19 protein-coding genes are annotated in these 21,283 nt (G+C 70.0%); 10 read left to right on the top strand and 9 right to left on the bottom strand.

Annotation, left to right across the window (positions count from 1 at the left end):
* Window positions 1-4: 4 nt before the first annotated feature.
* From iolD to AC3WLZ_RS12565, 6 genes are all read right to left on the bottom strand, one after another.
* On the bottom strand, window positions 5-1,945 hold the full coding sequence (gene iolD / locus AC3WLZ_RS12540) for a 3D-(3,5/4)-trihydroxycyclohexane-1,2-dione acylhydrolase (decyclizing) (RefSeq protein WP_492470249.1): 1,941 nt from the start codon (window positions 1,943-1,945) through the stop codon (window positions 5-7).
* Window positions 1,942-2,829 carry a 5-deoxy-glucuronate isomerase gene (gene iolB, locus AC3WLZ_RS12545; protein ID WP_492470250.1) on the bottom strand — a complete coding sequence of 296 codons (888 nt, stop codon included), beginning with the start codon at window positions 2,827-2,829 and terminating at the stop codon, window positions 1,942-1,944. The genes iolD and iolB overlap by 4 nt, the downstream gene beginning before the upstream one ends.
* Window positions 2,829-4,355, bottom strand: a complete 1,527-nt coding sequence (locus AC3WLZ_RS12550) for a CoA-acylating methylmalonate-semialdehyde dehydrogenase (protein WP_492470251.1) — start codon at window positions 4,353-4,355, stop codon at window positions 2,829-2,831. Before AC3WLZ_RS12550 ends, iolB begins: the two co-directional genes overlap by 1 nt.
* Window positions 4,356-4,365: 10 nt before the next feature.
* Window positions 4,366-5,268, bottom strand: a complete 903-nt coding sequence (locus tag AC3WLZ_RS12555) for a Cgl0159 family (beta/alpha)8-fold protein (protein ID WP_492470252.1) — start codon at window positions 5,266-5,268, stop codon at window positions 4,366-4,368.
* Window positions 5,261-6,232, bottom strand: a complete 972-nt coding sequence (gene iolC, locus AC3WLZ_RS12560; RefSeq protein WP_492470253.1) for a 5-dehydro-2-deoxygluconokinase — start codon at window positions 6,230-6,232, stop codon at window positions 5,261-5,263. The genes AC3WLZ_RS12555 and iolC overlap by 8 nt, the downstream gene beginning before the upstream one ends.
* 268 nt (window positions 6,233-6,500) lie before the next feature.
* Window positions 6,501-9,626 carry a glycoside hydrolase family 2 TIM barrel-domain containing protein gene (locus tag AC3WLZ_RS12565; protein WP_492470254.1) on the bottom strand — a complete coding sequence of 1,042 codons (3,126 nt, stop codon included), beginning with the start codon at window positions 9,624-9,626 and terminating at the stop codon, window positions 6,501-6,503.
* A 297-nt stretch (window positions 9,627-9,923) separates the two neighbouring features.
* Here AC3WLZ_RS12565 and AC3WLZ_RS12570 point away from each other — a divergent pair, with 297 nt between their 5' ends.
* The 8 genes from AC3WLZ_RS12570 (at window position 9,924) to AC3WLZ_RS12605 (ending at window position 17,284) form a co-directional block, all read left to right on the top strand.
* Complete coding sequence (locus AC3WLZ_RS12570) at window positions 9,924-11,135, top strand: ROK family transcriptional regulator (RefSeq protein ID WP_492470255.1); 1,212 nt, start codon at window positions 9,924-9,926, stop codon at window positions 11,133-11,135.
* A 115-nt stretch (window positions 11,136-11,250) separates the two neighbouring features.
* Window positions 11,251-11,919 (top strand): nucleoside/nucleotide kinase family protein, encoded by a 669-nt coding sequence (locus AC3WLZ_RS12575; RefSeq protein ID WP_492470256.1) that lies wholly within the window; start codon window positions 11,251-11,253, stop codon window positions 11,917-11,919.
* Between the two features lie 82 nt (window positions 11,920-12,001).
* Complete coding sequence (locus AC3WLZ_RS12580) at window positions 12,002-12,364, top strand: GntR family transcriptional regulator (RefSeq protein ID WP_492470257.1); 363 nt, start codon at window positions 12,002-12,004, stop codon at window positions 12,362-12,364.
* Entirely contained in the window at window positions 12,361-13,257 is an 897-nt protein-coding gene (locus AC3WLZ_RS12585) for an ABC transporter ATP-binding protein (protein WP_492470258.1), read from the top strand. The genes AC3WLZ_RS12580 and AC3WLZ_RS12585 overlap by 4 nt, the downstream gene beginning before the upstream one ends.
* Entirely contained in the window at window positions 13,254-13,982 is a 729-nt protein-coding gene (locus AC3WLZ_RS12590; RefSeq protein WP_492470259.1) for a hypothetical protein, read from the top strand. Before AC3WLZ_RS12585 ends, AC3WLZ_RS12590 begins: the two co-directional genes overlap by 4 nt.
* A 17-nt stretch (window positions 13,983-13,999) precedes the next feature.
* The gene (locus tag AC3WLZ_RS12595) at window positions 14,000-14,866 is read left to right on the top strand and encodes a GNAT family N-acetyltransferase (RefSeq protein ID WP_492470260.1); all 867 of its coding nucleotides are present in this window, start codon (window positions 14,000-14,002) and stop codon (window positions 14,864-14,866) included.
* A 60-nt stretch (window positions 14,867-14,926) separates the two neighbouring features.
* The gene (locus tag AC3WLZ_RS12600; protein WP_492470261.1) at window positions 14,927-16,234 is read left to right on the top strand and encodes an HNH endonuclease signature motif containing protein; all 1,308 of its coding nucleotides are present in this window, start codon (window positions 14,927-14,929) and stop codon (window positions 16,232-16,234) included.
* Between the two features lie 93 nt (window positions 16,235-16,327).
* Window positions 16,328-17,284: an NAD-dependent epimerase/dehydratase family protein gene (locus AC3WLZ_RS12605; protein ID WP_492470262.1), complete on the top strand. Its 957-nt coding sequence runs from the start codon at window positions 16,328-16,330 to the stop codon at window positions 17,282-17,284.
* A gap of 9 nt (window positions 17,285-17,293) precedes the next feature.
* On the opposite strand, the gene AC3WLZ_RS12610 is transcribed toward AC3WLZ_RS12605, so the two are convergent.
* Window positions 17,294-17,860, bottom strand: coding sequence for a ribonuclease H family protein (locus AC3WLZ_RS12610; RefSeq protein WP_412925256.1), 567 nt, complete (start codon window positions 17,858-17,860; stop codon window positions 17,294-17,296).
* Between the two features lie 118 nt (window positions 17,861-17,978).
* Here AC3WLZ_RS12610 and AC3WLZ_RS12615 point away from each other — a divergent pair, with 118 nt between their 5' ends.
* Window positions 17,979-18,506: a hypothetical protein gene (locus AC3WLZ_RS12615; protein WP_492470263.1), complete on the top strand. Its 528-nt coding sequence runs from the start codon at window positions 17,979-17,981 to the stop codon at window positions 18,504-18,506.
* Between the two features lies 1 nt (window position 18,507).
* Here the strand turns inward: AC3WLZ_RS12615 and gnd are convergent, their stop codons facing one another.
* Together gnd and AC3WLZ_RS12625 are read right to left on the bottom strand one after the other, a co-directional pair.
* A complete protein-coding gene (gene gnd, locus AC3WLZ_RS12620; protein ID WP_412925258.1) occupies window positions 18,508-19,569 on the bottom strand; it encodes a phosphogluconate dehydrogenase (NAD(+)-dependent, decarboxylating) in 1,062 nt (353 codons plus the stop codon).
* A gap of 79 nt (window positions 19,570-19,648) precedes the next feature.
* A complete protein-coding gene (locus AC3WLZ_RS12625) occupies window positions 19,649-20,152 on the bottom strand; it encodes a bifunctional nuclease family protein (RefSeq protein ID WP_412925259.1) in 504 nt (167 codons plus the stop codon).
* A gap of 194 nt (window positions 20,153-20,346) precedes the next feature.
* Between AC3WLZ_RS12625 and AC3WLZ_RS12630 the strand changes: the two genes are divergently transcribed.
* Window positions 20,347-21,282, top strand: a complete 936-nt coding sequence (locus AC3WLZ_RS12630) for a hypothetical protein (RefSeq protein ID WP_492470264.1) — start codon at window positions 20,347-20,349, stop codon at window positions 21,280-21,282.
* The last annotated feature ends 1 nt before the right edge of the window (window position 21,283 follow it).

Consider the following 21,283-nt stretch of genomic DNA (forward strand, 5'->3'; position numbering starts at 1 on the left):
CCGTCTAACCGAGCAGCGGGCGCTGGGCGCCGCGGAGACGCTCGTACTCGACGCGCGCCTCGCGGGTGCTGTCGAGAGTGGACGCGGCGGCGACGGGGACGTCCCACCACCCACCGCCGTCGGGGCCGTACCGCAGTGGATCGGCGTCGACGTGGATGAGAGTGGTCGTCGACGATTCCTTCGCGCGGCGGACGGCGTCGCGGAGGTCCCGGGCGGCGTCGGGCCCGGGCGACACCTCGATCACGTCCACGCCATAGGACCGGGCGTTCGCCGCCAGGTCTACGGGGACGAACCTCTCATCGACGAAGTCGAGTGTCACCGGGTCCTGCGCGCGGTATTTGGTCCCGAACCGCGCAGACCCCACGGTCTCCGACAGGTGCCCGATCGAGGCGTAGCCGTGGTTCTGGACCAGCACCACGATGATCTTCAGCCCCTCGGCGACGGCCGTGACCAGCTCCGTGTGCAGCATGAGGTACGACCCGTCCCCCACCATGACGAGGACGTCACGGTCGGGTGCGGCGCGGCGGACGCCGAGACCGCCGGCGATCTCGTAGCCTATCGTCGAGAAGGCGTACTCGACGTGGTACCCCAGCGGATCGCGCACGCGCCACAGTTTGTGGAGATCTCCGGGGAGCGATCCCGCCGCCTGCACGAGCACATCCGTGGGATCACTGGCGGCATGGACGGCCCCGATGATCTCCGGTTGCCCGAGCAGTTCCGCGCCGCTGGGCGCGAGCGCCCGGTCGACGACGGCATCCCACGCGCTCTTCTCCGCGCTGACGCGCTGTGCGTATTCCGGCGCGACGTGCCATCCGTCCAGCGAGGTGCGCAGCGCCTCGATCGCGACACGGGCATCGGCCACGACCGGGTGCTGGGTCCCGTGCTTATAGGCGTCGAAGGGTGCGACGTTGATGTTGACGAATCTCACGCCGGGCCGCTGGAACGCGCTTCGGCTGGCGGTGGTGAAGTCGCTGTAGCGCGTGCCGATGCCGATGACCACGTCGGCCTCGGCCGCGAGGGCGTTGGCAGCCGTCGTCCCGGTCGCACCGATCGCGCCGACGGAGTTCGGGTGGTCCCAGCGGAGGCTCCCGACACCCGCCTGTGTGGCGCCGACGGGCACACCCGTCGCCTCGACGAGAGCGCGGAGCGCGTCCTCCGCGCCCGAGTACAGCACACCGCCACCGGCGACGATCACCGGCCTCTCCGCTGCGCGGATGACGTCCAGGGCCCGGGAGAGCTCGCCGGGCTCGGGCACCGTCCGACGGACGTGCCAGTCGCGCGGCTGCAGGAACTCCACCGGCACGTCGAGAGCCTCTGCCTGCACGTCCTCCGGGAGGGCGATCGTCACCGCCCCGGTCTCCGCCGGGTCGGTCAGAACCCGCATCGCCGCCAGCGCGATCGAGAACAGCTGTTCGGGGCGCTGCACGCGGTCGAAGAACCGCGATACCGGACGGAAGGCGTCGGTGACCTGCATGCCGGGATCGTGCGGATGCTCCAGCTGCTGCAGGACCGGATCGGCGACGCGGGTGGCGAAGGTGTCCGACGGCAGCAGCAGCACCGGGAGCCGATTCGCCGTGGCGAGGGCGGCACCGGTCAGCATGTTGGCCGCACCGGGGCCGACGGAGGCGGTCGCGGCGAAGGTCGCACGCCGTCGCCGCATGCGGGCGTAGCCGACCGCCTGATGCACCATGGCTTGCTCGTTGCGGGCTTGGTGATATGGCATGAGCCCCGGCGTGTCGGTATGCAGCTGCAGCAGCGCCTGCCCGATTCCAGCGACGTTGCCGTGGCCGAAGATCCCGAACGTCCCCGCGATCGTCCGCTCACGGACATCGCCATCGACCGTCCACTGGTTCGCAAGGAACGTCACCAACGCCTGCGCGACGGTCATGCGTCTGGTGTGCCCCGCGGGCACGGAAGTCTCGCGTTCATCGGTCGGTCGGGTCATCGTGCGGACTCCTTCGCCGTATAAGGCAGACGCGGATCGGGGTGCTGATCGGCCCAGAGACGCCGGATCCACCCCTGTGTCGGATCATCCGTGATCCGCCAGGCACGCTCGTCGCCGGGGCCCGCCATCACGTTGAGGTAGTACAGGTCGTACCCGGGGGCGGCGACGGCGGGACCGTGGAATCCGTAGGGGACGAGCGCGATGTCGCCGGTACCGACGCGGGCCGAGGTGTCGATCGCTCGGTCGTCCGAGGCGTAGGTCGCGAACATCCCGAACGGCCGGGCTCCGGGCGGAGTCTCGACGCCCCGGGCGACCGTGGACTCGAAGTAGTAGATCTCCTCCAGCTCGCTCTCGGTGGCGCTGGCGTGGTCGTGCTTGTGCGCGGGGTACGACGACCAGTTCTCCGCGGGCGTGATCACTTCGCACACGATGAGCTTCTGTGCCGCGAGCGCGCCGGGGACGCCGAAATTGTGCACCTGACGCGTGGACCGCCCGGCACCGCGGATCTCGACCGGAACGTCCTCACGCCGTAGGACGGTCGGCGGCAGGCGGGTCGTCGCAGGGGCCTCGGCGACCGCGACGCGCCCGGCTCCCTCGATGCGGAGCTCGGTCGTCGTACCCGCGTAGAGCACATCCGTCGGCCCGTCGAACACCGACCGCCGCCCCTCGAGCGCCCATCGATCACCCGATCCCGAAACGAGGAACGAGCCCGCAAGAGGAACGACCATGCGCTCGAGGTCGGATGCCGGGAGCACGACGTCGCCATCGATCTCGGCGACACGCAGCCCGGTGTGGTGCCACCCGCGCACGCCCGGCCCGACCACGCTCTCCCAGGGGCCCTCGGCGAGGGAGCCGCGCGGGAACAGCCATTCGTTCGTGGTCATCAGTTCTGGGGGAACCCGAGATCGACACCACCGTGCGAAGGGTCGAGCCACCGCGCGGTGACCGCCTTCTGCTGCGTGTAGAACTTCACGCCTTCGCTGCCGTGCGCTTTGGCATCGCCGAACAAGGACTGCCGCCATCCCCCGAAGGAGAAGGTGGCGACGGGCACGGAGATCGGCACATTGATCCCGATCATGCCGACCTCGACCTCGCGCTGGAATCGACGCGCGGCTCCGCCGTCGTTCGTGAAGATCGCCGTGCCGTTCCCGAAGGCGCCCGAGTTGATCAGCGCGACGCCCTCTTCGTAGCTGGCGACGCGGACGACGGACAGGACCGGCCCGAAGATCTCCTCGGTGTACACCCGCGACGAGGTCGAGACCCGATCGATGAGGGTCGGACCGAGCCAGAACCCGTTCGGGTCGCCGTCGACGAGCACGTCCCGCCCGTCGACGACGACGTCGGCGCCGTCGGCGACCGCGATGTCGATGTAAGACGCGACGTTGTCGCGGTGCTGCCGGGTCACGAGTGGGCCCATGTCGCAGGATCGACGGCCGTCACCGACCCGGAGACCGCCGATGCGGTCACCGATCTTCGCCACGAGCTCGTCGGCGACCGGTTCGACCGCGACGACGACCGAGATGGCCATGCACCGTTCACCCGCCGAACCGAAGCCCGCATTGACCGCCGAGTCGGCGACGAGGTCGAGATCGGCGTCCGGCAGCACCAGCATGTGGTTCTTCGCTCCTCCGAGCGCCTGGACGCGCTTGCCATGCTGCGCAGCAGTCTCGTAGATGTATCGGGCGATGGGGGTCGAGCCGACGAACGAGATCGCGCGCACGTCGGGATGCTCCAGCAGTCCGTCGACCGCGACCTTGTCGCCCTGCAGCACCGTGAACACGCCGTCGGGCAGCCCCGCCTCCGCGAGGAGTTCCCCGATCCACACCGCAGCGGACGGGTCCTTCTCGCTCGGCTTCAGCACGACGGTGTTACCGGCGGCGATCGCGATCGGGAAGAACCACATCGGCACCATGGCCGGGAAGTTGAAGGGGGAGATCACGCCGACGACGCCGAGCGGCTGGCGGAGCGAGTAGACGTCGACGTCGGTGGAGACCTGCTCGGAGTACTCGCCCTTCAGGTGGTGCGCCAGCCCGGTGGCGAATTCGACGACCTCCTGCCCGCGCGTGATCTCGCCCAGCGCGTCGGAGAGCACTTTCCCGTGCTCGCTCGTGATGATCTCGGCGAGCTCGCCTTTGCGAGCGTCGAGCAGTTCACGGAACCGGAACATGATCGCCTGCCGACGGGCGAGCGACATGTCACGCCACAGCGGAAAGGCGGCCTTCGCCGAAGAGACGGCGGCGTCGACGTCGGCGTGGTCGGCCAGGACCACCTGACGAGCCACGCGGCCGAGCGCCGGGTCGAACACGTCGCCCGTGCGCGCGGCCGAACCGGTGACGCGAGCCCCACCGATCCAATGCGGAACCGGTGACGGCGCGTGGTTCGGGTGGCCGTCGCGGATGGATGTCGTCATGACGTCTCCTTCAGATTCCTGCGGGGGTGGATGCCGAGACCGCGCCGTGCACGAGCGAGGCGGCGATGTCGACCGCACCGACCACATCGTCGTCGTGGGGGTACAGCAGTGTCCGTCCCACGACGAGACCCCGCATCCCCGGCAACGCCAGGGCGCTCTGCCAGGATGCGAAGGTCTCCTCCTGGCCCGATGTGGGGTCGCCGCCCAGCAGCAGAGTCGGCATCGTGGCGGCCTCGGCGACGCGTTCCATCTCTGCGACGACGGGGAGCTTCAGCCACGTGTACGCGGACGAGTTGCCGAGCCCGGCCGCGATGGCCACGGACCTGATCACGGCGTCCGCCGAGAGGTCGTTGACGATCCTGCCACCGCGCCACGAGCTCATGAACGGCTCGAGCATCACGGGCAGCTCGGCCGCGGCGGCAGCGGACACCGCGGCCGCGGTCCCCTCGAGGACGCCGGCGGTCGCGGCATCCTCGAGATTGACGCGCACGAGGAGCTTTCCGAGATCGATCCGGTCGCGCACCATCGCGGGGACGTCGTACGCGGTGAATCGGTCGTCCATCTCGAAGCACGCGCCCTGGAGCCCGCCGCGATTCATCGACCCCACCACGATCTTGTCGTCGAGGACCCCCAGGAGTGCGAGGTCTTCGATGATGTCGGGGGTGCCGAGAACACCGTCGACCCCGGGGCGTTCCAGGGCCACCGCGAGGCGTTCGAGCAGAGACACGCGGCTGCCCATGGCGAATCCCCGGGAACCGACGCCCAGCGAGCCGCGTGCGGGGTGGTCGGCGGCGATGATGAAGAGCCGACCGTCTTCGCCGAGAAGCGGGCGTCGACGGCGCGTTCGCAGGGCTTGCCCGATCAGCGTCGGGCTCTCCGCCCGGATCTGCCGAATCCGATCGATGTCAGGCATTCGCCACCGCCCGCTGGATGAACTGCTGCACCTCGGCGGCATCCGGCATCGCCGTGGAGCACTCGCGCTTGCCTGCCACGATGGCGCCGGCGGCGTTCGCCCAGAGCAGGGTCTGCTCCAGACCCCAACCGGCGAGGAGACCGTGGCACAGAGCGCCGCCGAAAGCGTCGCCGGCGCCCAGGCCGTTCACGACGTCGACGGGGAACGGTTCGACCTCGACGCGCTCCTCGCGTGTCTTGGCCAGGACGCCTCTCGGTCCCTGCTTCACGATCGCCAGCTCCACGCCCCGCTCCAACAGAGCGTCGGCCGCGCGGTCGGGGTCGGTCTCGCCGACGGCGACCTCGCACTCCTCGCGGTTGCCGACGGCCACGGTCACGTGGTCGAGCGCTCGCGACACCTGTTCCGCCGCGGCCGCCGCGTCTTCCCAGAACATCGGTCGGTAGTCGAGGTCCAGAACCGTCAGGGGTCGTCGATCCCGGGCCTGCCATGCCGCGAAGTGCGCCGTGCGGCTGGGCTCGCGACTCAACCCGGTGACGGTCGACCAGTACACCCGCGCACCGACCACCGCATCGAGGTCGAGTTCTTCGGGATGGATGACGAGGTCGGGGGCGATCGGGTCGCGGTAGAAGTAGAGGGGGAAATGATCGGGCGGGAAGATCTCGCAGAACGTGACCGGCGTGCGCAGCGCCGGGACGACGCCCACGAATCGGTCGGACACCCCCAACCGTGTCAGCTCGCGGCGAGCGAAGACTCCGAACGGATCGTCGCCGGTTCGGGTGATCAGCGCCGCGGTCCGGCCGTAGCGGGCCGCTGCGACGGCGACGTTGGTCGCCGACCCGCCGAGGTACTTTCCGAAGCTCGTCACGTCTTCGAGGCCGACCCCGTCTTGCAGGGGATACAGATCCACACCGATCCGTCCGATGGCGAGCACATCGGGCGGCGAGGCGAGGTGGGAGGGGCTCAAGGGTGATCCTCTTCGATCGGGGGGAACTTACTTTGTCCTAACAAAGATGAGGTTAGAGCGTGCGGACGCGATTATCAAACACGAGGATGCCGACCGCCCCCGCCGCGTGACGCGCGGGCGGGGGCGGCTCCTTGGGGCCGGGCGGTCCCGCGGGGCTGTCGCACGGCGTCGGAGAGTACGGGCGCTGTCGAGCGATCCACCGGGCAGCGGTCACGCGGACCGCCGACCCCTGTCGGCGGGGAGGACGACGGCGACGTCGGGCGCTGCGTTACGACAGGGAGTCGGCGCGGATGTGCAGGCGCATCGAGCGGGCTTCAGGACGCAGGATCGCATCGGGCCAGACGTCGGGACCGCAGGCCCGCGAGCCGAGGCCGTTCTGCGCCACGTCCAGGTACAGGAAGGTGGATGAGGGCTCGGGGAGTTCGTGGGCATGTGCGGCGCGGTCGATCTCCTGCGCGGTGTGCCGGGCGAGCGTGAAGCCGGGACGTCGACCGCGCGAATCCCGCTCGGCCTCGATCCGCAGCACGCTCCGGCCGCCCCGGCGGATGTCGAGCTGACGCACCTCGCTGCGATGACCGCTCTCCTGGGGGTAGGCGTAGGGGAAGGTGAGCCGATCGAGATCCTCCGCATACCTCCCCACGAGGACGCCCCGACGCGAGTCCGGGTACGACTCCCCAGGCCCGGTGCCGAACCACTCGGCGCCATCGACGTCGACAGGGAGGTCCAGCCGCACGCCGAGGCGCGGCCAGACCAGATCCCACCGCGACGAGGGAAGGAAGTGCAGGGTCAGGAAAACACCGTCGTCGGCCTCTTCCCACCGCTCCTCGAGGGTCACCGCCGCCCGGGTGTCTGCGGCGGCCCATCGCGTGCGGCGCGCCAGAACCGCGTCACCGCGGTGGATCTCCACGACCCGCGAGGTGAGTCGGTCCAGTCCGGCCTGACGCCATCGCGATGCGTGGGAGGGCCCTGGAACGCCGAGCCCGCGCCCCGCCATGGGGTCGCTTTCGTCATAGCTGCCCATGTGGGATCCGTTGTCGTTGTCCGTCGGCGCCCGCCAGAGCTCCAGCCGCGGCCCGTCCACCGCGAGCGCGCCCAGCGACACGAGATGGCCGTCGACGAACTCCGCCGCACCGAGCCGATATCGCCCGCCGATGTCTCGCGCGGTGCCGGGCATCCGAGCCGGACGCGAGACGGGGCTCGACGGTGCGGGCGTGTCGGAGACAAGTGCCTGCTGCGCCGCCACGACGTGGCCCGCGGGGGCCCAGGGAGCGTCCTCGATGAGCGCTGCGCTCACGGTGAACCACACCTCACCGTCCATGTCCGAGGCTCCGCTGAGATCGACGTGGGCGACCGCCTGCCCGCCCGCGGGGATGACGCCATCGTCGGCCGCCGGAAACGAGAGAGTCCCCGATCGCACGCCGACGCCGTCGATCTCCATCCGCCAGGGGAAGACCAGGTCGGACGTGTCGGCGGAGTGCCGCGTGTTGCTCACGCGCACGGCGACCGCGTCCCCCTCCACCTCGATGTCGAAACGAAGGGGGGCGGTCACGGCGGCGAATTCGATCAGCCCGGGCGTGGGGGTGCCATCGGACAGGACCATGCCATCCATACAGGTGTGCCCGTCATGCACACCCGCCGGGGCGAAGTCGTCACCGTAAGCGAAGAATTCGACGCCCTCGGGAGTGCGTGCACGGATGCCGTGGTCGCGCCACTCCCACACGAACCCCCCGTGCAGGCGGGGATAGCGGTCCACGAGATTCTCGTAGAGCTCGATACCACCCGGCCCGTTGCCCATGGCATGCACGTACTCGCACATGACGAAGGGCTTCGACCGTTGGCGCGCGGACTGCGCACCCGAGGCGTCCTGCAACAGCGCGGTCGAGTCCGACCCGATGCTGACGACCTCCGCGACGGCGGGATACATGCGGGAATAGACGTCGGTGTAGTCGCCGGCCCGGTCTCCTTCGTAGTGCACCGGTCGCTCGGGATCGCGCGCGCGCACCCACTCCGCCATCGCCGCGAGGTTCGCGCCCGTCCCCGACTCGTTGCCGAGCGACCACATGACGATGCTCGGGTGGTTCTTGTCGCGCTCGAGCGTGCGCTCCATGCGGTCGAGGTACGTCGCACGCCAGGCGGGGTCCTCGCTCGGGTTGTCCATCCATTCGTCGACCCCGGGCGAGAACACGTCGTTGCCGTGATGGAACGCGTGGGTCTCGAGGTCGCATTCGAGCATCACCCAGAACCCGATCTCATCGGCGAGATCGAGGACCCGTGGATGCGGCGGATAGTGGGCGGTCCGGATCGCGTTCACGTTGTGCCTCTTCATCAGCTCGAGATCGCGACGCACGAACTCCTCGTCGAAGCCCCGGCCGAGGTCGGGATGCGTATCGTGACGGTTCATCCCGTGCAGCACCACTCGCCGGCCGTTCACGAGGAACTGATCGCCGCGCACCTCCACCGTGCGGAACCCGAGGCGCAGCGAAACCGTCTCGGCGTCGTCACGACTGGATACGGTCGCGTCGTAGAGGCGGGGCTGCTCGGCGCTCCAGGCCTCGACGTGCGCGACGACGAGAGGGGCGATCTCCTCGTGGCTCGCCCACTGCACGTCGATGCCCAGCTCGGGCACACGCAGGCGCACGGGGAACGCGCGGTCGTCCGCACGAAGTTCGGTCGTGAGCAGCCCCACTCCCGCGCGGTGGTCGTATCCGGCCCGCACCCAGACGTCTTCGATGCCGGCCACCGGTCGTGCCTGAAGAGTCACCTCGCGGTAAATGCCCGGCAACCACCATTGATCCTGGTCTTCGACGTAGGTCGACGCCGACCACTGATGTACGCGCACCGCGATCGTGTTGATTCCGGCGTGCACGGCCTCGGTGACGTCGAACTCCTGCGCCAGGCGCGAGCCGGAACCCACTCCGATGTCGACTCCGTTGACCCACACGCGGTATCGGGACTCGACGCCGTCGAAACGCAAGACGACGGCGGCGACCTCGTCGCGCCGCATCCACTGTTCCGGGACTTCGAACGTCCGCCGGTGGTCTCCCGTCGGATTCCGGTCGGGGGTGTAGGGAGGGTCCTGGGGGAACGGCAGCTGGACGTTCGTGTACTGGGGAGTCCCGTAGCGCCCCTCGCCCTGCAGGACCCAATGGCCCGGCACGCGCAGGGTGTCCCACGCCGAGTCGTCGAAGCCCGGATCGGCGACGTCGTCCGGACGCTCCCCGGGGGGAAGCACCCCCGGGGAGCCCAGAGCTCCGGGCACGCCACCGAGCAGACGGAAGCGCCACTCCCCGTCCAGTGAGAGCGTGGGTGCGCTCGTGTGCAGCCAGGAGCGCGCCGGCCGGCGCCGCCCCCGTCCCGGTCCGATGTCGTCGACGTAGTGAAGCCCGTCCGTCATGCGAGTCCTCTCGAGGGCGTAGCGTCCACGCGGCTACGCTTCATTGCGCTGCACTGTCCCATCCGGTTTCGACACTTTACCGATTCGATGGGAAAAATAGGCGAGACCAAAAATAAGCGACGGTGAGCATTGCGTCAAGCCAACGGAACGAAGGGGAACGGCGATGATCCTCGACCGCACGTCGCCGTCGACAACGCCATCCCGGTTTACCCTCACAGGTAGGAAATATCCGACCGAGCGCGACCTCTTCGCCGACCCGTGGTCGCCCGGCTCCGTGACCGAATCGAGCGTGCGGCCATGCTGAGGGGAAGCAACATCCTGCGCCTGGGCGATTTCAACCAGGCGGTGATCCTCGATCTCATCCGTCGCGGTCCCGGTCAGAGCCGAACGGATCTGCAGCGAGCGTCCGGACTGTCGTCGCAGACCATCTCCAACATCACGCGACGGCTGCTCGACCTCGGGATGATCTGCGAGAGCGCGCCGAGCGACGCCGGCCGGGGACGGCCCAGCATCCCCCTCGCCGTGAACAGCGCCGGCGCGTTCTCGATCGGCATCCACGTCGACCCGGCCCGACTGACCATCATGCTTCTCGACCTCGGCGGACACGTCCACCGTCGGGAGCAGCTGCGCACTCCGCAGGCGTTCGCGCCCAGCGAGATGACCTCGCTCATCGCGGTCAGCGCGGGCCGCGTGATCCGCGAGGCGGGAGTGGAGCGGGAACGGGTACTGGGCGTGGGTATCGCGGTGCCCGGCCCGGTGGACGTGCGGTCGGGGACGGTGCTCGCGCCCCCGCAGCTCCCCCGCTGGCGGGATGTGCGACTGCGGGCGGATCTTCACGACGCGACCGGCATGCCCGTTCTCCTCGACAAGGACGTCACGGCTTCGGCGACGGCGGAGCTGCGCGCTTCCGCTCACCCCGACTTCGTCTTCCTGTACCTCGGGTCCGGTGTCGGCGCAGCGGTCGTGAGTCAGGGACAGGTCCTGCGCGGCGCGAGCAACAACATCGGGGAGATCGGCGACATCCTGGTCGATCCGGATGCCGAAGACCTCGGATGGAGCGGCCGGCGTGGCGGCCTGGCCGCCGCCTGCGTGCCCGAGGCGCTCGTCATCCAGGCAGCCCAGGCCGGCCTCATCGACCTTCCCGATCTCACCGACCATCTCGCCCTCGATGACGCGGTCACCGACCTGGCCCATCGCGCCGCCGCGGGCGACGCAACCGCGGCTGCGATCCTTCATCGAGCCGCCGAGCGGGTCGCCGTCGCGATCGGTGTGCTGGTGAACCTCCTCGACGTCCCTCGCGTCGTGATCGGGGGGCCGCTCTGGGACCGCCTGCGCCCGGCCTTCCTGCCCGTGATGGAAGAGGCTGTGCGCCGGCAACTCGTGGTCTCGCGTCCCACGTTCCGGGTGGAGGGCTCCACGGTCGGAGACGAGATCGCCGCACAGGGGGCGGCCGAGCTGGTCATGGATCACTTCCTCGCACCGCGGGCGACAGCGCTGCTCATGGAGTGAGCCGGGGGTCGAGGGCCGAGATCGTTCCGCCGCGGGACAGCCGGGCCGATCCGCTGGGCCGGGAACTCTGCACGCGAAACCGGTGCGGCCCGAGCACGACGGATACATTCGGCACATGCCCGCGCTCGCCTCACCGCCCCCGGACGCCGTCGCGGCCCTGGCCGACCGTGTCGAGCGGGCGGCATCCGGACCGTCCCGATTCCTGCTCGGCGTCGCCGGGAGCCCCGGGAGCGGGAAGACGACGCTCGCCGCGGCGCTCGTCTCGGAGCTGAACACCCGACGCCCGGACACGACGGCGGCATTGCCGATGGACGGTTTCCACCTCGCCAACGCCACGCTCGACCGGCTCGGCCGCCACGGTCGCAAGGGCGCGATCGACACGTTCGACGGGTGGGGCTTCCTCGCGCTGCTGCGCCGCGTGCGCGCGGAGACCGGGCACACCGTCTTCGCGCCGAGCTTCCGTCGCGAGGTCGACGAGGGCGTCGCGGGCGAAATCGCCATCGAACCCGGAGTGCGGGTCGTCGTCGTGGAGGGCAACTACCTCCTCGTCGACGACGGCCCGTGGGCGCTCGTGGGCGACGAACTCGACGAGGCGTGGTTCTGCGCGACGCCGCCGGGCGCGCGCGAGCAGCGTCTCATCGAGCGGCACACGCGGCACGGTCGCACGATCGAGGCGGCGACGGCGTGGGCGCGGGAGGTCGACGGCGTCAACGCCGCGCTGATCGAGGCGACGCGCACGCGGGCCGACCTCGTGGTGTCCGGCGAGACGGGAGCGGTCGCCTAGGGAACCGCGAGGTGCCCGGTCCTTGACATCCCGCGTCCGACCTCCTAGGTTCATTACTCAAGTAACGAACCCAAGGAGTCCGATGCTCGACGACGGCAAGCCGATCTTCATCCAGATCGCCGAGTCCATCGCCGACGGCGTGCTCGCCGGCAGCTATCCCGAGGGCACGCAAGTGCCCTCGACGAACGAGCTCGCCGCGTTCCACCGCATCAACCCCGCGACGGTCGGCAAGGGTCTCGGCCTCCTCGTCGACCGCGACATCCTCCACAAGCGGCGCGGTCTCGGCATGTTCGTCAGCGAGGGTGCCCGCCAGCGACTCCGCGACGAGCGCACGACCGCCTTCCGCGCCGGCTTCGTCGCGCCACTCCTCGCCGAGGCCCGCTCCCTCGGCCTCGACCTCACCGACATCCATCGCATCATCGACCAGGAAGGGGCATCCTCATGACGCAGCCCGCCGTCCGCCTGTCGGGGGTGTCGCGCCGTTTCCGGCGCACGCATGCCCTCGACGACCTCACCCTCGACATCCCCATGAACGCCATCACGGGCCTCCTCGGCCGCAACGGCGCGGGTAAGACGACACTCATGTCGATCATCGCCGGCCATGACCGGCCCACATCCGGTTCGGTGGAGGTGTTCGGCACCGACCCCTTCGAGGATGCCTCGACCATGTCATCCATCAGCTTCGTCCGCGACAACCAGAGGTACCCCGAGGACTTCACGCTGCGCCAGGTGCTCGAGGTCGCTCCACTGTTCCACGCGGGGTGGAGCACCGAGGTCGCCGAGCGCCTCGTCCACGGGTTCCGACTCCCCCGCAAGACGGCGATCAAGAAGCTGTCCCGGGGCCAGGCATCGTCGCTCGGCATCGTGCTCGGCCTCGCCTCGCGTGCGCCACTGACGATCTTCGACGAGCCCTACCTCGGACTGGATGCCACGGCCCGCCGCTTCTTCTACGACACCCTCATGCAGGACTACATCGATCATCCCCGCACGATCCTGGTGTCCACGCACCTCATCGACGAGATGGAGCCCCTCCTGGAGCACGTCGTGATCGTGGACGAGGGGCGTCTCGTGCGCACGGCCGCCGCCGACGATCTGCGCGGCAGCGCGGTCACCGTCAGCGGATTCGCGGCGGCGGTCGAGACCGTAGCCGCGGGACGACCGGTGCTGCAGCGACGGACGATCGGCGGCCTCTGCTCCGTCGTCCTCGAGACGCCGGCCGACGACGCCCTCCGGGACGGCGCGGCGAGAGCCGGGGTGCAGCTGACCCCGGCGACCCTGCAAGACCTCGTCGCCGCGTACGGCGTCGAGGCGGAATCCCTGGAAGGAACGCGCGCATGAGCACCTCGACCATCGAACGTCGACGCGGCGCCTCGCCGCTGGACGTGCTGCGACTCCATTTCGCACAGCGTGCCCTGCTGCTGCGCACTCCACCGGGGATCATGCTCGTGGTCTTCGCATTCATCGTCATCCTCGCCGTCATCTTCTGGCGCGCCGGTCTCGAGCCGGGCAGCGCCGAATGGGTGCAGAGCAGTCGGGGTAACGGCGGTGTGGTCTGGGCGCTGCCGGGCTTCCTGGTGTGGCTCGGGATCCAGACGGTGTCGCTGACCTTCCCGCTCGCGCTCTCCCTCGGGAGCACACGCCGCACCTTCGTCGGGGGAACCCTCCTCACTCACGTCGCGCTCGCGCTGTACGTCACCGCGATGCTGTTGGTGCTGCTGGCCGTCGAACTCGCCACGAACCACTGGTTCTTCGGTCTGTACCTCACGGACGTCGCCATCCTCGGCTCCGGCAACCCGTGGCAGCTCGCGCTCACGTCCTTCCTCGGCGCACTGTTCGCGTTGTCCGGCGGCGGTGCGTTCGCCGCCGCCTGGGTGCGGTTCGGGGCCATGGGTCCCACCGCGCTCGGCGCCGTCTCGGTGCTCGGCCTGGGGATCGCCGTGATCCTGCTCATCCCCCTCGCCCCGGCCGCGCAGCCGTGGTGGGCCGCCGTGGCCGCGGTGATCGTGATCGTCCTCGCCTTCGTCGGCCAGTACGTCCTGCTGCGCCGCGCGTCGGTGCGATGAGGTCGGGCCGCCCCTCCGTGAACGTTCGCCTCGTTCCCCTGGATGCCGCAGGCACCGACCGCGAAGAGCTCCGCCGGTTCCTCACGACCGAGGCCTTCCCGTTCCATGTCGTCGAGCGGCCGACCGCCGACCAGGTGGATGCCGCGATCCAGGCCGGCGCATGGGGCGACGCCGACACCGAAGCGCTGTGGATCGATCATCCCGAGTACGGCCGTGTCGGTGTGCTCCGCCTCGAAGACCTGAACGATCCGACCGCGATGATCGACCTGCGGCTCGCGGAGCGGTGGCGCGGCCGCGGGCTGGGCGCCGAGGCGCTCGACGCGGCGACCGACCGCGTCTTCGAGACGCGGCCGGCGGTGCTCCGGTTCGAGGGGCAGACCCGCGCCGACAACGTCGCGATGCGCCGCATCTTCTCTCGCTGCGGGTGGACGCAGGAGGCCTCCTACCGCGACGGCTGGCCCGTGGAAGGCGGCGAGCCGCTGGCATCCGTCGCCTACGCGATTCTCCGACGCGAGCGCGATCGGGATGCAGTCACCGTTCCCGATCCGGTCCGGCTCGCGTGGGAAGGCGAGGAGCTGCTGCTCACACCCACCGTCCGCGGCGATGCCGCCCGACTGCGCGAGCTCCTCACGGAGGACTTCGCCGAGATCGGGCAGTCGGGACGGCGGTGGACCCGGAGCGAGATCATCGCGGCACTGACGACGGACACTCCGGGCGGCCGTTTCGAGATGAGCGAGCGGGAGGCCCGGGTCGTGGGCCCGGACCTCGTCCTGCTGCACTACCGCCTCCTGTTCGACGGGCGCGACAGTCGTCGATCGGCGCTGTGGCGCTGCGACCCGTACCCGCGCTGCGTCTTCCATCAGGGCACGGCTGTCGGAGCCTGACCGCTCCTCCCCCGTGGACAGCCGGGACGCGATGTCGGTGGCCCCTGGCAGCATGTGTGCATGCCAGATCGACCGCCCGTCTTCGACGATCGGGAGGACGCCGTCCTCACCGACGTGGTCGGCGCGCTGATCGAGAGCGAGCGCGCTCTCGCCGAGCTCGAGGCGGCCCGCGTCCTGCAGTTCGCGGCCGCGATGCGCGTCGCACTCCACCGGACCGAGCACCGCCCCCGAGCGGTGCAGGAACGCGAGATGGCGCTGCGCTCCATCGCGGCGGAGATCGGGGTCGCCCTCCGATGGAACGACCCCACCGTGCAAAGCCGCCTCGGCGAGGCCCTGCAGTTGGTCGACGACTTCCCGGCGACGCTACGGGCACTCGCCGAGGCGCGGCTCGGCCCCCGGCACGCGGCGGTCATCCGCGAGATCGGCGCAGAGCTCGCCGATCCGTCCGTCCGTGCCGAGTTCGAGCGTCGCGTCGTCGAACGCGCGGCGACCGACACGGTGGCCGGAACGCGGGCCTTCGCTCGCGCCCTCGTCGAGGAACTCCATCCCGCGTCGATCAGTGAGCGGTTCGCGCGGGCCGAACAGCATCGCCGCGTCTGGATCGACGACGACGTCGACGGCATGGCCCGACTCGGCGTGCTCGACGGCGCCACGAAGATCCGGGCGATGTACGACCGCCTCACCCGACAGGCGCGCGAGATCCGGGCAGTCGCACGATCCGCCGAGCTCGACGACACCGGTCCGGATGCCGTGCACGACCGCCGTACGATCGACCACGTCCGCGCCGACCTGCTGTGCGATCTCGTCCTCACCGGCCAGCCGGCGGTCGACCCCACCACCGGATCCCTGCCGGGCGGACTCGGGGCGATCCGCGCGCAGGTGTCGGTCGTGGTTCCCGCCCTCACCGCCGTCGGTGCGAGCGACCGCGGCGCCGAGGTCGACGGGGTCAGCCCGATCGACGCCGACACCGCGCGGCGACTCCTCGCCGACTGCCCCGCGTGGGAGCGGCTCGTCACGCATCCGATCACCGGCGCGGTGCTCGCGGTCGACCGGTACCGCCCCTCCCCCACCCTCCGACGCTTCGTCAGGGCGCGCGACGTGCACTGTCGATTCCCCGGATGCCGTCAGCCGGCGCGCCGATGCGACCTGGACCACAACCACGATCACGCCCGTGGCGGACCGACCGCCCGAAGCAACCTCGCGTGCCTGTGCAAGCGCCATCACACGCTCAAGACCGAGACCTCCTGGACCGCCCAGCAGCTCCCCGACGGGAGCATCGAGTGGACGAGCCCGCTCGGGCGCTCGGTCACGGACCGGCCCGAAAGGTACGTCGCGTTCGTTCCCGAACCGGATCCGCCGCCGTTCTGATCCGCTCTCGGGCGACGTGCCGGCTCGGGCGGGCACTCCGCCCTCCGCGAACGTCCCTCCTCACGCGACCGTGACGATGCTTGGCTGGCGACCATGCGACGTGTCCTCATCCTCGGCGGCACCGCGTGGCTCGGCCGCGCCATCGCGAAAGCCGCGCTCGCGCACGGCAGCGAGGTGACGTGCCTGGCCCGCGGAGAATCGGGCATCGTCCCCCGGGGTGCCCGACTGCTCCGCGCGGACAGGCGCACCCCCGGCGCGTACGACGATGTCGACGGTGAATGGGACGACGTCGTCGAGCTCTCGTGGGACCCGGGCTTCGTGGCATCCGCGCTGGATGCCCTCGCCGGTCGCGCCGCGCACTGGACGCTGGTGTCCAGCGTGTCCGTCTACGCTCGCGCCGACGTCCCCTTCGCCGACGAGATGGCAGAGCTCGTCGACCCCGTCGATCTCACGCGATACGCGGATGCCAAAGTGCACGCCGAGCGACTCACCTCGGTGCGAAGGGGGGAACGGGCGCTGCTCGTCAGGGCCGGACTCATCGTCGGTCCGGGTGACCCCACCGACAGGTTCGGCTACTGGCCCGCGCGCTTCGCCCGCGGCGGACGAGTCCTGGTTCCGACGAGCACCGGGCGTCACGTCCAGGGCATCGACGTCGATGACCTCGCGGCATGGATCGAACTCGCCGGGCGCGCGGGTGTCACGGGGCCCGTGAACGCGGTCGGCGAGGAGCATCCGCTCGCCGACGTCCTCACCGCGGCCCGCGACGCCGCGGACGCGGCGACGGAGAGCGTCACCCTCGACGACGACACGCTCGAGGCACGGGGCGTGCAGTACTGGTCGGGACGGCGATCCCTCCCCCTGTGGCTGCCTGCCGGCGAGGCAGGCTTCGCGCGGCGGAGCGACGCCGCGTTCCTGGCGGCGGGCGGGGTACGTCGACCGCTCGCCGAGACGATGCGTCGCACTCTCGACGATGAGCGGGCACGCGGGATCGATCGCCCCCGCCACGCCGGGCTCACCGCCGCCGAGGAGCGTGAGGTGCTCGAGACCTGATACCTCGCGTCAGCGCCCGTTGCGGTCGGCGGCGGAGCGCGGCGGGGCCGACGCGACATCGAGTCGGTCGAGGCCGCGGAGCGAAGTCCAGATGAGCTCCTCGCCCTTCGCGGCATGCTGCGACGCCCGCACGGCGCGCTCGTCGGCCCACGAGTTCAGCACATGGCCGCTGTGCCCGCGAACGTGCTCGAGCACCACGTCGGGGAGCCCAGCGGCGCGACGCGCATCCCTCGCCGCGATGAGCGCCTCGAGGATGCCGCGATTGGCGACGGGTTTCTTCGCCGACGTGACCCACCCGCGGCGGCGATGTCCGTCCATCCACGACGAGTACGTGTCGATGGCGTACTTCGAGTCCGCTTGGACCACGAGGTCCCGGACATCGGCGTGGTCGGTGATCGCGTGCAGCAGTCCGAGCAGCTCGCCGATGTTGTTCGTCCCCTCCGGGATCGAGCCGGCGGCCCAATGGCCGTCTTCGCCGACCCAGGCCCACCCGGCGGGACCCGGATTCCCCTTGCACGCGCCGTCGGTGGCGACGACGTAGCGATCGGAGGATGCGGGTGAGGAAGCACTGCTCATCCCTCTAGTCTCCCCGACCCCGCACGGATGAACTGCCGGATGGAGTCTCGGGCCGCGGCGCGCGTCATTCCGGCGCCGCCGCGCGGCCGAGCGTGGCGCGCCTGCCAGAGTCCCGTGCATGACCGTGCCGCGCACTCGCTTGTCGTTCGCCGCCCGCAGTGCCATCGCCGCAGGCGCCGTGATCATCGCCGCCGCCGTCGGCTTCCTCGTCTGGTTTCTGACCGCTCAGCCCGCGCCCGCCGGACCGAACGCCGAGGCGACCGAGCGGCTGAGTCAGTGGCAGCAGATCTTCGAGCAGTACCGAGCGCGCAACGGCGCCCTGCCCGACCTGCCCGATGGCGGGTACTGCCTCGGCACGGGCTTCCCGACGGGAAGCGGTGGCACCGCGAACTGCCGCGACTATGACGCCAGCAACTATTACACCGAGGCCGGCAGCGTGTCCCTGATGCAGGCGCTCTCTTCTGTCGGCTCGTTGCCCGAAGGTGTCTCCGCCCCGGTGCAGGGAACGATCGGGCCCTACGCGGAGTACCGCAACGGCCAGATCGCGCTCCTGACCGCGGAAGAGGGCGGCTGCGTCGCTCCGGCCACCGAAGTGTGGAACGACGGAGCCACCCTCTTCATCTGCGGGATCACGCTGAAGCGCTGACTCAGCTCCCGCTGCTGTCGGCCTTCTTGCCGCCCGCTTCGAGCACGTCTCCGGCGGGAAGCTCCTGGTGACCGCCGAACTGCAGTCGCATCGCCGAGAGCACCTGGTTGGCGAAGTGGTCCTCACCTCGCGAAGCGAACCGCTCGAACAGCGACGATGCCAGCACGGGGACCGGAACGCCGGTGTCCACGGCGGCCTTCACGGTCCAACGTCCCTCACCCGAGTCCGACACGCGGCCCGCGAGCCCGTCGAGAGTGGGATTCTGCGCCAAGGCCGCGGCCGTGAGGTCGAGCAGCCACGACGAGATGACCGATCCGCGCCGCCACAGTTCCGACACCTTGGCGGTGTCGATGTCGAACTGGTAGAACTCGGGTTCCTCCAGCGGCGCGACTTCGGCGGAGTGCTCGCCCTGCTTGAGGCCCGCGTCGGCGTTGTTGAGCACGTTGAGTCCCTCGGCGAGCGCGGCCATGATGCCGTACTCGATGCCGTTGTGGACCATCTTCACGAAGTGCCCGGCGCCGGACGGGCCGCAGTGCAGGTAGCCGCGCTCCTCCGGGGAGTAGTCACCGGTCCGACCGGGGGTGCGCTCGACGTCGCCGGGGCCCGGAGCGATGGTGCGCAGCACCGGCTCCAGGTGGGTGACGGCCTCATCGGGGCCGCCGACCATGAGGCAGTAGCCGCGCTCCAGACCGAACACGCCGCCGCTCGTGCCGACGTCGACGTAGTGGATGCCGGCGTCCTTGAGCTTCGCGGCCCGACGGACGTCGTCGCGGTAGTTCGAGTTGCCCCCGTCGATGATGATGTCGCCGGCCTCCAGCACATCGGCGACCTGGTCCACGACGCTGCCGGTCAGCCCGGCGGGGATCATGAGCCAGACCACGCGCGGCGCCTCGAGCTTCGCGGCCAGATCCGCGAAGCTGTTCGCCCCGACGGCCCCTTCCGCAGCCAGACCGCTCACCGCGTCCTGGTTCACGTCGTAGACGACGCAGTCGTGGCCGTCTTTCATGAGCCTGCGGACGATGTTGCCGCCCATTCGTCCGAGTCCGACCATGGCGAGTTGCATCCGTACCCCGTTCGTCGTGATTTCCGCCACGGCGGGCGGCTCTTCGAGTCTAGGAGCGCGCGGGGCGCTCACGGCCCGGTCAACTGTCGAAGTCTTCGGGGTCCACGTCGTCGAGGAACCTGCGGAACTCCTCCACGCGATCCTCGTCTCCGCGCGTGTCCAATTCCACGGCTCCCTCGGGCACGCCCGCGACGGCGAAGACTGCTTCCGCGACGGCGATCGGCGCGTCCGTGCGCACGGCGAGGGCGATGGCATCGGAGGGACGCGCATCGATGATCAACGGACCCGTCGGTGTCCGCAGGTGGATCTCGGCGTAGAAGGTGCCCTCGGCGAGCCGCGTCACCTGTACGCGCTCGACGGATGCCGCCAGCTGACGCAGCATGACGACCATCAGGTCGTGCGCGAGCGGCCGTGGAGTACTCGTTCCCTCGACCGCGACGAGGATCGACATCGCCTCCTGCGGACCGATCCATACCGGGAGGACGGTGCCGTCCTCGACGCCCGAGCCGGGCAGCGGAGCCAGGAGGATCACGTGCTGGTGGGCGGAGTCCAAGGCCACGCCGAGAACACGAACCGGGACCATGACGCCATCGTACGGCGCGGCCGAGATCGTCGAGATGGTCGGTGGAACAGCGCGGATGACATGACGGGTGATTCGGTGAGGTCGCGAAGCGGCGACTCCCGCGAGATGGCGCGGGAGACATCAGAGACTCATAGGTGCGCATAAGTCTTCGCTAAGAACGCTTGTTACCTCTGACCTCCGAACCGGAGGTATCAATGTCCATCAATCGCATCACTCTCACCGTCCCCGCCACCCTCGGCGCGCTCCTGATGTTCGCGGGGTGCGCGTCGTCCAGCCCGACGCCGGACGCCAGTTCAGCGGGCGAGTCCCCGCTCACGCCCTACCTGTCCGCCATCTACGGCGTCGATGCCGATCCGACCTCGCGCAACGCCGAGTTCGCGGAGCGACAGAAGAAGTCCGAGACCCTCGTCGCCGCGTGCATGAAGGAGAAGGGCTTCGAGTACACCCCCGTCACCGACCTGGGCTCGGTCGCGAGCGGGCAGGAGCAGAAGCCCGACGACCGCGAGTGGGTGGCGCAGAACGGCTACGGGATGCTCAGCTCGCTGGGCGAGTCCACGACCACCGACCCCAACGCGGACTACGTCGAGTCGCTCTCGGAATCGGAGCGAAACGCCTTCAACGAGGCGCTCTGGGGCCAGTACGCCACGGGGGAGGTCAGCGGTCAATTCGATCCCGAGAAGGCCGGATGCCAGGGTGCCGCCCAGGTGGAGGCCGGACAGCAGAACCCCCTCGATTCGGACGAGTTCGCCGATCTTCGGCAAGCGTTCGAGGACCTCTCGTCCGAGATCAGCTCCCTCCCCGAGCAGCAGAAGGCGGACAGCGACTGGTCCTCGTGCATGGCGGATGCCGGCTACCCGGACCTGAAGACCCAGTCCGACGCCCTGATGAGCATCAGCACCCGTATCGGCGAGGTCAACGGCGACGGATCCACGCTGCCGGACGAGTCCAAGATCGCCGAACTGAAGAAGGTCGAGATCGACACCGCCCTCGCCGACTTCGACTGCCGCGCCAAGACCGACTACGCCGAGCGTTCGAAGAAGGCGCAGTGGGCGGTAGAGGAGAAGTTCGTCGCCGCACACAAGTCCGAGCTCGAGGCAGCCAAGGCGGCCGCCGAACAGGCACGATCGTGAC

The organism is Microbacterium sp. FW305-3-2-15-F-LB2 (genome assembly GCF_058787255.1).